Annotated in this window: 13 protein-coding genes and 1 pseudogene; 8 read left to right on the top strand and 6 right to left on the bottom strand. The window is 57.1% G+C overall.

The features are described from left to right. From NKH19_RS32650 to NKH19_RS32640, 3 genes and pseudogenes are all read left to right on the top strand, one after another. Positions 1-122: pseudogene (locus NKH19_RS32650) on the top strand (thiazole synthase); the annotation flags it as partial. After that, positions 119-724, top strand: coding sequence for a thiamine phosphate synthase (locus NKH19_RS32645; protein WP_352870219.1), 606 nt, complete (start codon positions 119-121; stop codon positions 722-724). The pseudogene NKH19_RS32650 and the gene NKH19_RS32645, both read left to right, overlap by 4 nt. Beyond that, on the top strand, positions 715-1476 hold the full coding sequence (locus NKH19_RS32640) for a hydroxymethylpyrimidine/phosphomethylpyrimidine kinase (protein WP_352538849.1): 762 nt from the start codon (positions 715-717) through the stop codon (positions 1474-1476). The genes NKH19_RS32645 and NKH19_RS32640 overlap by 10 nt, the downstream gene beginning before the upstream one ends. Positions 1477-1497: 21 nt before the next feature. Here the strand turns inward: NKH19_RS32640 and NKH19_RS32635 are convergent, their stop codons facing one another. After that, the gene (locus NKH19_RS32635; RefSeq protein WP_352538816.1) at positions 1498-1671 is read right to left on the bottom strand and encodes a hypothetical protein; all 174 of its coding nucleotides are present in this window, start codon (positions 1669-1671) and stop codon (positions 1498-1500) included. A 203-nt stretch (positions 1672-1874) separates the two neighbouring features. Here NKH19_RS32635 and NKH19_RS32630 point away from each other — a divergent pair, with 203 nt between their 5' ends. Beyond that, entirely contained in the window at positions 1875-2294 is a 420-nt protein-coding gene (locus NKH19_RS32630; RefSeq protein ID WP_245272726.1) for a hypothetical protein, read from the top strand. Positions 2295-2944: 650 nt separating this feature from the next. Here NKH19_RS32630 and NKH19_RS32625 read toward each other — a convergent pair. Genes NKH19_RS32625 through NKH19_RS32615 form a run of 3 tightly spaced genes read right to left on the bottom strand, consistent with a single transcriptional unit; the run spans position 2945 to position 5164 of the window. Beyond that, positions 2945-3349 carry a ubiquitination-like system serine protease family protein gene (locus NKH19_RS32625; RefSeq protein ID WP_023697172.1) on the bottom strand — a complete coding sequence of 135 codons (405 nt, stop codon included), beginning with the start codon at positions 3347-3349 and terminating at the stop codon, positions 2945-2947. Continuing rightward, complete coding sequence (locus tag NKH19_RS32620) at positions 3346-4533, bottom strand: ThiF family adenylyltransferase (RefSeq protein ID WP_023697173.1); 1188 nt, start codon at positions 4531-4533, stop codon at positions 3346-3348. Before NKH19_RS32620 ends, NKH19_RS32625 begins: the two co-directional genes overlap by 4 nt. After that, positions 4508-5164, bottom strand: a complete 657-nt coding sequence (locus NKH19_RS32615; protein WP_352538817.1) for a multiubiquitin domain-containing protein — start codon at positions 5162-5164, stop codon at positions 4508-4510. The genes NKH19_RS32620 and NKH19_RS32615 overlap by 26 nt, the downstream gene beginning before the upstream one ends. Positions 5165-5314: 150 nt before the next feature. On the opposite strand from NKH19_RS32615, the gene NKH19_RS32610 reads away from it, so the two are divergent. From NKH19_RS32610 to NKH19_RS32595, 4 genes are read left to right on the top strand one after another with little or no spacing between them, the layout of a single operon-like run. After that, complete coding sequence (locus NKH19_RS32610; protein WP_010913797.1) at positions 5315-5521, top strand: ribbon-helix-helix protein, CopG family; 207 nt, start codon at positions 5315-5317, stop codon at positions 5519-5521. Beyond that, complete coding sequence (locus NKH19_RS32605) at positions 5518-6165, top strand: hypothetical protein (protein WP_023697175.1); 648 nt, start codon at positions 5518-5520, stop codon at positions 6163-6165. The genes NKH19_RS32610 and NKH19_RS32605 overlap by 4 nt, the downstream gene beginning before the upstream one ends. 15 nt (positions 6166-6180) lie before the next feature. Next, positions 6181-6711 carry a helix-turn-helix domain-containing protein gene (locus tag NKH19_RS32600; RefSeq protein WP_023830723.1) on the top strand — a complete coding sequence of 177 codons (531 nt, stop codon included), beginning with the start codon at positions 6181-6183 and terminating at the stop codon, positions 6709-6711. Further along, entirely contained in the window at positions 6708-7664 is a 957-nt protein-coding gene (locus tag NKH19_RS32595; protein WP_352538818.1) for an ImmA/IrrE family metallo-endopeptidase, read from the top strand. Before NKH19_RS32600 ends, NKH19_RS32595 begins: the two co-directional genes overlap by 4 nt. 192 nt (positions 7665-7856) lie before the next feature. On the opposite strand, the gene NKH19_RS32590 is transcribed toward NKH19_RS32595, so the two are convergent. Both NKH19_RS32590 and NKH19_RS32585 read right to left on the bottom strand, forming a co-directional pair. Further along, positions 7857-8090: a hypothetical protein gene (locus NKH19_RS32590; RefSeq protein WP_352971565.1), complete on the bottom strand. Its 234-nt coding sequence runs from the start codon at positions 8088-8090 to the stop codon at positions 7857-7859. Positions 8091-8092: 2 nt separating this feature from the next. Beyond that, on the bottom strand, positions 8093-8403 hold a 311-nt coding region (locus NKH19_RS32585), incomplete at its 5' end, for a transposase domain-containing protein (protein WP_352983812.1).

Below are 8403 nucleotides of genomic sequence, written 5' to 3'. Positions count from 1 at the left end.
TGGCGTGTGCGTTCGGCAAGGCGGTCGAGGCCGGTCGTGAAGCTTTCAGCTCCGGAATGCTCGAACCGCGCGACGTCGCCGTGCCGTCGACGCCGACCATCGGCAGGGCCGTTTTTTCATGAAGCTCGATCCCTTCTACCTGATCGTCGACAGCGCTGACTGGGTCGAGCGGCTGGTCCCGCTCGGCGTCAAGCTGGTTCAGTTGCGCATCAAGGATAGGGACGAGACCACGCTGCGGTCGGAAATCCGCCGCGCGAACGGCGTCTGCGCGGTCCATGGTTGCCAACTGATCGTCAACGACTATTGGCGCACGGCAATTGAGGAAGGCTGCGACTTCGTCCATCTCGGCCAGGAGGATTTGGCTGCGGCCGACCTGCTGGCGATTAAGTACGCCGGATTGAAGCTCGGGCTTTCCACGCACGATCATCTAGAACTGGAAACGGCCATCGCTGCCGAGCCCGACTATATCGCGCTCGGCCCCATCTATCCCACCGTCCTGAAGCATATGAAATGGGCGCCGCAAGGGCTCGAGCGGATCAGCGAGTGGAAGCATCGGGTGGCGCCGATCCCATTGGTCGCCATTGGCGGCCTCAACCCCGATCGGCTCGACGGTGTTTTCGCGGCTGGTTCGGACACCGCGGCGGTGGTCACCGACATCACGTTGAATGCCAATCCCGAAGCGCGCACGCGAGAATGGATCGAAAAGACAAAGCCATGGCGCTGAGGCGAGAACCGCATGTGCTCGTGGTCGGCGGATCTGACTCCAGCGGTGGGGCTGGAATCGCACGCGATATCGAGACGATCTCTTCCATTGGCGTGCGCACCTGCCTTGCTGTCACCGCGCTGACGGTGCAGACGCACCATGCGGTCATGGAAATCCACTCTATGCAACCCGGTCTGGTGGCCGGTCAGATGCGTGCGGGGTTGCAGGCCAACAAAGTGGCGGCCATCAAGATCGGGATGCTCGCCACGGTGGAGATCGTCATTGCGGTTGCCGGAGTGCTGCGCGAAAATCCGCAGGTGCCGGCAGTGCTCGACCCGGTGCTGGCCTCGACGTCAGGCCGGGCGCTCCTGGAAGCCGGCGCCATCGCCGCCCTGAAATGCGATCTGATGCCATTTTGCCGTCTGGTCACCCCCAATCTCTTCGAGCTGGCACTCCTTGTTGGCTCGGAGCGGGCAGTGGATGAGGACGGCGTAGTGTGGCAAGGCCAAGAATTGCTGGCAGCCGGCGCGCGGGCTCTGCTGATCAAGGGCGGCCATGCATCGGGACCGCAATCAACCGATATTCTGTTGCGCCCCGATCACGAACCAGTCCGCTTTGACACGCCGCGTCTTGCCGCATCGATGCGCGGGACGGGCTGCATGCTGGCCAGCTCGATTGCGGCACATCTGGCGAAGGCGCAATCAATCGAGTACGCCGTGCGCCAGGGCAAGCTCTTTGTGTTAGAAAAGCTTCGGAAAACCCCAGCCGAATAGCCGTAGAGACGGCTCAAGCGTTCAGCGGCTGACGCTGAAATGGAAGCCGTAGCCCTCCTGCCCTTTTTTCACAGCGCGTGACGGAATGAGGCCGCTTTGCAGATCGGAATTCAGCGGCGCCGAGACAAGCTGCCCTGCCAGGCCGGGAAAGTAACGGGACTCTTCCTGCGGCGAAGCGCACTGCCAGTCAGGCATGGGGATGCACTTGTGCCTCCTGGCGAGTGTGAGGCCGCAGGAGTGAGGCATTTCAGCGCGGCGGGGAACGCCGGATCTGGCCCCGCAGTGCTGGAGCAAAGCAAAGGCCGGTTTGAGACGATTCCGGGGATTTCTACGAGGCTGCTCGCGACGCCGGCATTGAGTTCTACCAGCTCCTGAGCGGCATACGCGACCAAACCCGGTTGAGTGTCACCGCAGGGATGTTCCACGAGTGGGACAAACAGCTGCGGGACTGGCTGGTCCGCGAATTACGAAACTGGCATCGAGGGGATACGGCAGCTGCGAAGGTCTGGTCAGCGGATTTCGCCAAGATTGCAGACCTCCTGGAAAGTTTCGGCTGGAAAGTCCGAAGCACGGACTACTTCAAGACGCTCGATGCGTGCCGGTTGGTGGTCAACGTCTACAAGCACGGCGCCGGAAAATCGCTGGATGACCTGAAGAAAACCTGCTCCGAGTATCTAGACGATCCGCTCAAAGGCACTCGGCCGCCGTGGTCAGAGAAACTGCTGAACCACACGCACCTCAAGGTGAGCGATGACCAGTTCCAGACGTTCTCAGACGCGATTGTCGCGTTCTGGCGCGACGTCCCGGCAATGCCGTAGGTGGCAGCAACAGGTTCCTGATTGGTTTGAAAGGCCATTCTCAGTGATCGCGCCCAACGATAAGCATGCCAAGGTTTTACCCTCGCATATATCTTCGCTCCCGCTCCCGGCCATAAATTCTGCCACATATCTGCATTGCCGGGAAAGGTGCCATGCGTAACGCATTGGTCGATGGGCGAAGATTCCGCCCGCAAGCGGGTTTCGGGGGCTCTTGCCCGCATTGCGGTACAGACATGATCCCGCGCGCGGCAGCGTCTGGGTTTGGCATTAGGCCAATAAACGAACACGTCGTTGGGTCAGCAGACACCTATCTGTTCGGCCGGTCAGACCGCCAAATTCGGTTCATTCAGAATTGGATGGGTACCGACCAAAATGAATCCCTAATCGACCGACTTCACAGAAAACGAAGCGATCTCCGGCCCTGACGAGCGAGTTTCGGCGTTGTCCGGGTGCTCCTGGATGAAAGATCGGGCTTCGCGCCTCATTTGGACAACGCCGCCAGGTAACCGTTTCCCTGAAACCTGCCCTTCATTCAGATTTGCAACATCAACGACTACCGGCTTCCTAGACCTACTTGGAGCCAATCGGAGGACAGCCGTGTCGGCGCCAGCCCGACCGCAAATTGCGGCCGACCCCATGGCAAACGTTGATTAGCCAATGAACTTGATCCACAGGCGCTTGAACCATGCGACGATGGCCCTGAGCCCCTTCGGCTGGGCGCCGCGCTTGAGCAGACGGTCATGGACGCGGCCCGCTTCGATCTGCGCGCGAGACATCTTGCCGGCCCATTGGATGCGGCCGCTTTTAATGATGTAGTGCGAGCCACAAGGGAAGTCGTGATTGCCGATCGACGGCCATATCGAGGCTCCCTCGTCTTCCATAATGAGGTCATATTCAGTCGGAACGAGCGGTGTTGAAACCTCCTCGCCGCACCCACACGCGCAATTATGCAGCGCGACGTGGCATTCGCGCGACACGTAAAGGACACCGTCTTCCAGTTGTTCCGGAATGTCTTCGACGAAGACCGTTGTAAGACAATCCACCCGAGCCATCATGTCACCCGGTTTGTGATATTGTTGCCCTCGATCATGTATGTCGCGTTCCTTTCGTTGCGCTCATCACGATAGAAGGTCAGCCAGCGTTTCCAGCGCATGACCGCCATAATCGCGTTCAAAGAATTGAGTTCGGCGATCTGGATTTCGGTTCCGTACACATCGGCCTCTTCGTCGTCGTCACCGAACGACAGATGGGTAGCCACTTCCGCCCACGGCATGCCAGGGGCAATAAACGTTGCCCTTGCGCAACCGTCGAGCGTGTTGTCGTCCAGCCCTATACCTATGCCAGTGTCGACGAATGCAATGCCCAGGCGAACCAGCCCTTCGGCAATCACGCGCCGCGACGATCCCTTATCAACGCAGACAAATACGAAGTCATAGGCTGAAAATTCGTCAATGTTGTCAGCCGTCACTCGAGTGGTGTGCGGCTTCACGCCCTTGTGCATGCGCGCGTAGAGCGCAGCGTAATAATCTACCTTGCGGGGGAAATTCTTCGCTAGCACCAGTTCAGGAGCACCAGGCGAACGGAAAAGATTGTGGTTGAGAAGCTGGTCGTCATCGTAGATGTGGATCTCGGCAACACGGGTCTTGGCGGCGAGGTCGAGCAGATAGGCACCGGTTCCGCCGAGGCCGATGATCGCGATGCTGCCCCTGAGTTTGCGGTTGGCGGCGAGGATTCCGTAGCGGACTGACGCAGAATCGGGAATCGCGAAGGGACTATCGTCCTCCGCACTGGCCAACGTGACGCCTGTACGCGCGTTGGCGGTCTTGTCGTGAGACCGCGCAGCAGCACCGAGGTGAGACTCATAGGTGACAACCTTGTCGTAAATGTTGGCATACTGGCCGGTGCCTTCTGGCTTCGACGAGAAATAATGGTGGACCTTGATGTCCGACCCCACAGTCGCTTCCTGACTATTATGGATGATATTTGTCATTGGCGTGCCATCGCGATGGCAAGGCGTCTCGCCGGCGAACCACATGGTGTGGTCCGTCAGTGGAGTCGAGGTCAGGCCTTCCGTATCCAGCGACAGAGTGCAGACAAGTGTGCCTCGACCAAGCGACATGTCCCGCTTCACATAGGGCACGCTGTGAACGAGGAGGACGAGGTCGCGCATCTCAAGCTCAAACCCCTCGTCCAGCAGTTGCTTCAGATGTGGATCACGACTTATCAGATCGGCGGACATTGAAGACCATCCCATTCTTGACTTCGATCTTTTCGCCCTCCACCAGATCACCTTCCGCGCCGTGTACACCTTTCAGGTAAGTTATCGTGTACTTGAATTTCTCGAAGTCGGCGTCAGGGTAGGCGAGAAGTGCAACCTCACGATAGCTGAGCTTTTTCTTGGGCACCGTACGCGGTCGCCCGTTGACTTTGATGACCACCGTCTTCGCTTCGCGGCTGCGGATGCGCTCGACTCCCTGTCCGCCCAGAGTCACCTCGCCATCAGCGGGAATGACCGCGTCGCCGGCGCTGTCCAGGATTAGCTCGAGTTCCTCATCGATGCTGGCGTAACGGTAGATGTCAGCTGCGGAGAGTTTGGCCGCCCCCCATTCCCAGCCGCGCTCGTTGACGGTGAGGGAGAAGGTCCGATCACCTTCGAATGAAAGGAACTCAGGCTGCGGCATCTGTCGCAGGTCGGTCGGCTCCTCAAGCCCGATCGAACGCGTCGACCCGTCCGCAATCTGGATGAGAATATAACCGCTAGCTGGATTGAGCCCGCCGATGGTGCGGACCTCGCGACCTGAGATTATGGCGTCATTGGTGGCGATCACGCGACCATCCAGCTTATATGTAAAGTGCGTTACGTCAGGCATTGAACCCTCCTTGTTTCTCATTCTGCACAAATCATATATGGAGTTTTTAGCCAATGTCTAGCTATTGATTGGCTAATTAATGATTGTTTTTTGATTGACAGGTATGGACTTTATAGCTACATGGAGAGTGCTGGTTAGGGAGAAGCGCCTGTGAAGCGTACGATGACGCTTAATTTGTCGGACGCAGAAATGAGCGTCCTTGAAACCATGTGTGAAGAAAAAGGGTTGTCTAAAACCGCACTCGTTCGCCAAGCGCTGCGGCTCTACAAATCAGTCGATGATCGACTGGCGCGGGGCGAAAAGGTGTTCGTCGAAAGCGCGGATAAATCAGAAAAAGTAGAGCTTATGGTTCTATGAAAGGGCTGATCGATCGAGTCTTTCTCAAAAATCGTGCCACAGGCCTGTACGAAGATGCACACCTGTATCATGGCTTGGACAGCACGAATCTCGCGCATATCGAAGGACGCTGGCGACCTCTTTTTGAGTTGCGTCGGAGGGAGGCTAAGGCTTCCCTTCAGACGTTAGCAGAGGTCAATGCTGAAGACGCCCATTGGGAATGGGGCAAGAAGGCGCTGGTTGCGCTGAACGACCCCTTCCTGTTCGATTTCTTCGTGCTTGAATGTGGTGGCAGTACCCAAGCCATCATGATGACGCGCAAAGGCGGTCAGGATTGCTTCAGTCGCCACCCCGAGCATCAGCGAGCGCCGCTGATCTACGTGGAGTTTTTGGCGACGGCTCCATGGAACCGACCAAAGTTGGTTGCTGACCCGACTTACAAGGGCGCGGGCCGTGTGCTCATCGGTACGGCCGTCAGCTTGAGCCTAGAAGAGGAATTTGGTGGCCGAATTGGTCTGCATTCACTTCGTGGCGCAGAAGTTTTCTACCGGGATGCGATCGGAATGACGGATTTCGGAACGGATAGCGAAGGAGTACATAAAGGACTTAGATACTTCGAGCTTTCCAGCAGGGATGCTGCGACTTTCCTATCCGTGCAACACTAACAAGAGGAGTCGACCATGAAATTACATTTCACTGCCGATTGGCTGCGCAGCCATATCGAACATGATCCGGATGTCGATTGCGACGTGGGGCTCCCGCTCCGCGACGCAGCTCCGCTTGAGCGTCTTATGCAGGAGAAGTCTCGTCATCAAGCAACTGCGGGGCAGCCTAATTCGGCTGCCCCCGAACAGAAATCTGCTGTGTTGTTTAAGTTGGTGCATCAGCTTCGACGCAAGGACGGTTTAAGCATTGCGCAGTTGGCTGCCAAAATTCGTGTTGATGCGGCGGAATTGGAGCAGGTGGAGAAGGATCCCAACTATGTTCCAGGCCCGCGTACCGTTCATCAGCTAGCCGAGTTTATTGGGGTTTCAGCACGTGCTGTAGGACTGCTGACTGCGGCGGCGTCCGCGCAGAATGACAATCTCACCGAAGCGGTGCATCGTTTTGCTGCGAGTTCAGACGACCTATCGAAACTAAGCCAGGCTGAAAGGCGCGACCTCAACGATTTCGTTAAGGTACTGGCGTCAATCGATAAGAAGAATGGATGACCATGTCTGCGATTGAGCCGATAATCGGGAACTTTGAGCGCCGAGATATCCATGAGCACATATCACGTTTGCTACGTGATCTCGGCAATCCAGAGCCCCCATTAAGGCTCGAGCAGGTGCGCGCGCTGCAAAAGCTTGACCTTACCTATTATAGCAAGGCGAACTTGAGCCTATTAGATGAGATCGCCCACAGGGCGCGAATGGCTGGGAACGAGATCACCAGCACGGCTAAGCGCATGGTCGATGTAGTCCAGCAATATGGCCTTCGTGGTATCCTAATGTTGAAGGAAGGCGACAAAAGAATCTTCATCGATGACGAGGTAGCCGAGCTAAAGCGACGCTTCCTCATCGCACATGAAATTACACATGACCTTCTACCGTGGCATCGCTCCCTGCTTCTGGGCGACAACGAGTCCACGCTGAACCCAACATTCCATCAGGCAATGGAAGCAGAAGCTAACTATGGCGGACGCCATCTCTTGTTTCTCGGAGGAAGGTTTCGACCGGAAGCGCTGGACTGCTCATTGGAATGGAAGAGTATCGAGCAGCTTCGCAAGCGCTATGGGAACACACTTACAACAACACTTTGGCAAATGGTTTGTGAACGCGACCCGGAGTTTCCTGCCTTCGGCGTTGTCAGTCGGCATCCGTATCACAGAGATATTTGCGAGAAGGCGGGGAATGACAATGTGGCATATTTTCCAAGATCGATAGCTTTAGCTGAGCACTTTCCCGGAATCACCACCACAGTTGCCTATTCCGCGATCTGCGATCACGCAACGAACCGCAAACGGGGTCCAGTAGGCGAAGGCGAAAGCATCTTTTATGATGCGAACGGCGAACCCCATGTATTCTGGTTGCACAGCTTCTCAAACACCTACGATCTGCTCACTTACTGCATCTACAAGAAGAAACACCAGCGCATTTTCCCTGTCGGCTATAGGGCAGCCTAGGCACAGGCAGACGGTTATCTCAACGGCAGCTTGCCCATATGTAAGCACACCACCGCTGTTTCGCTTGCGGCATATTTCTTGGCGGACGTCGCTTATTGTCGGCGCGACATTGGTATGAGCTGTACGCATCCGGTGAAGACCGCAGACGTGCATATCCGATGCCATGAGGACCTGAGCACCGCGGTGCTGGGGTCAAGCTTTCGATGGGGAGACGCGATGATGTTCTTCGAGGAGGAGTTCGACCTCTTCGATGCCTTCATCGGTGAAGGCCAAGATCCCGTCGTCATCGTTAGCCCCGTACACCCAGATCACGCCATCCTCGGGCTCGAGACCGAGGGTCAGGTCCTGGATGAGCTCTTCGCTGACGCCGAGGTCCCTGGCGACACGTTCGACGGTGTAGATGTGATGCACCTTATTGCGCTGCATGATCAGGCCGCCGCTGGTTGGGTCCGCAGTTTTGCGGGTCTCCAATTCCACGGCAGCAAATCATCGATCCGATGGGCTGGATAGGCGGGCAGTCGAGCGAGGACGTGGGCGAGCCAGACTTGCGGATCGATATCGTTCATCTTGGCGCTGACGATCAGGCTGTAGAGAACGGCAGCGCGCTGTCCGCCGCGATCGGAACCGCAGAACAGCCAGGACTTTCTGCCGAGAACCATCTCGGGGTCATTCTGCCCATGTTGGGCAGGAGGTCGAGGTCCATTACCGTTGGCACCCGTATTTCGGACATCGGCTTCGC

Origin of the sequence: Mesorhizobium sp. M1338 (assembly GCF_040318045.1) — a bacterium.
Classification (GTDB): Bacteria; Pseudomonadota; Alphaproteobacteria; order Rhizobiales; family Rhizobiaceae; genus Mesorhizobium.
Note: the sequence above shows the minus strand (reverse complement) of the source record. Positions and strands in the feature narration are given on the sequence as shown.